General features: G+C 63.6%; 2 protein-coding genes. Both read left to right on the plus strand.

Going from position 1 to position 1,942, the window contains the following annotated elements:
- On the plus strand, positions 1–1,528 hold a 1,528-nt coding region (locus BKD70_RS23550), incomplete at its 5' end, for a ShlB/FhaC/HecB family hemolysin secretion/activation protein (protein ID WP_070415501.1).
- Positions 1,529–1,558: 30 nt separating this feature from the next.
- Positions 1,559–1,942: filamentous hemagglutinin N-terminal domain-containing protein (locus BKD70_RS23555; RefSeq protein WP_139145835.1), on the plus strand; the 384-nt coding region annotated here is incomplete at its 3' end.

Genomic DNA, 1,942 nt, shown 5'->3' on the forward strand with positions numbered 1-1,942 from the left:
CCAAGCCCCGGCAACCCCGGCCGACACCCGTTGCTTCCCGATCAAAACCATCGAACTCAAAGGCGCCGACAGCCTGCCGGCGCCCGACCGCGAGCGCCTGCTCAAGCCCTACATCGGCCAGTGCCTGGGCGTGTCCCAGCTGAACGACCTGCTCAAAACCATCACCGACTACTACCTCGGCAAAGGCCGCGTCACCAGCCGTGCCTACCTGCCGCAGCAAGACCTCTCCACCGGCCATCTGCAAGTGCTGGTGGTGGAAGGCAAACTCGAAGCGTTGCGCAGCGCCGAAGGCAGCACGGTGACCGACCGCGAACTGGCCATGGCGTTTCCCGGCAAGGTCGGCGAAGCACTGAACCTGCGTGAAATCGAGCAACTGGTGGACCAGCTCAACCGCCTGCCGTCCAAACAAGCGCAGATGGAGCTGACGCCTGGCAAGCAAGTCGGTGGCAGCGACGTGGTGGTCAAGAACACCGCGCAAAAGCCCTGGCGCGCCAGCCTGTCGCGCAACAACGATGGGCAGAAAAGCACCGGCGAACAGCAATGGGGCGCTGGCCTTGAGTGGGACAGCCCACTGGGCCTGGGTGACCAACTGATGCTGCGCGGCGGCCATGACGCCATCAGCGACCACCAGAAAACCTCGAAAAACACCATGCTCTACTACAACCTGCCCTGGGGCTGGTGGAACTTCAGCTACACCTACAGCGAGAGCGACTACCGCACCTACGGCGTGACCGACGGCTTCAAATTCAAGCAGGACGGCGACAACCAGAACCACCAACTGCGCGCCGAGCGGGTGATCCATCGCGACGATGTGAGCAAGACCTCGGTCAACGTCGGCCTGGCGCACCTGCGCACCAACAACTACATCCTCGACACACGCACCGAGGCCAGCAGCAACCGCCTCAGCGAACTGCAACTGGGCGTCAACCACGGTCGGCGCATCGGCAGTGCCTTCGTCAACCTGGACCTGGGCATGCAAAGCGGCATTGGCCTGCTCGACGCCCAGTCTCAAGACGAGCGTGACCCGCTCGGTCGGCGTCAGCCCAATTCGCGCTACCGCAAATACACCGCCACCGTCAGCTACCTGCAACCGTTCAGCCTGTGGGGCGAGTCGTTCAGCTTCAGCAGTTTGGCCACCGGCCAACGCAGCGAAGACATTCTGTTTTCGCCCCAGCGCATGAGCCTCGGCGGCTCGGCCTCGGTGCGCGGTTTCAAGGACCAGTTGCTGACCGGCGACAGCGGCGGCTACTGGCGCAACGAAGTGCGCTGGGCACGCCCGGTGACCCTCGACTGGATGCGCCCGGCCTTCGCCGAATACGGCGCCAGCGTCGGCTACGACCAAGGCGTGATCCGCAACGACCGCTACAACGACAACGTTCATGGCCGGGTGTCCAGCAACTCCCTGGAGCTGTTCGCCCGTGGCAAACACGTCAGCACCAGCGTGACCTTTGCTCATTCGTTAGAAAGACCCGGTGTGGTGACCGAGCGCGAAGCGCCGATCTACTTCCGCATGGATTTTTTCCTGTAATTCAACGCCCCGCTGCATGAGAGCCTGACAATGGATGTTCGCCAATTCGCCTTCCTGGCCCGCCAACCTTCTGCCGCCCTGAAGCGCCGGGACGCGTTCTTCGGCCTGCCCAAGCGCGGGCTGGCGTTGATCCTTGCCAACGCACTGTTCTGGCAGCCGCTGCTGGCCCAGGCCGAGGGCATTGTGGTCAGTGCGCCGGGCACCACCGTGGGCGCGGCGGGCAATGGCGTGCCGGTGGTAAACATCGCTACCCCCAATGGCGCGGGCTTGTCCCATAACCAGTTCAAGGACTACAACGTCGGCCCCAACGGCGTGATCCTCAACAACGCCAACGGCACCATGACTAACACCCAACTGGGCGGGATCATTGTCGGCAACCCCAACCTCAAGGGCGGCGCGGCGAACGTCATCCTC

Origin of the sequence: Pseudomonas sp. BS-2016, from assembly GCF_001806145.1 — a bacterium.
In the GTDB taxonomy this organism is placed as follows: Bacteria; Pseudomonadota; Gammaproteobacteria; order Pseudomonadales; family Pseudomonadaceae; genus Aquipseudomonas; species Aquipseudomonas lundensis.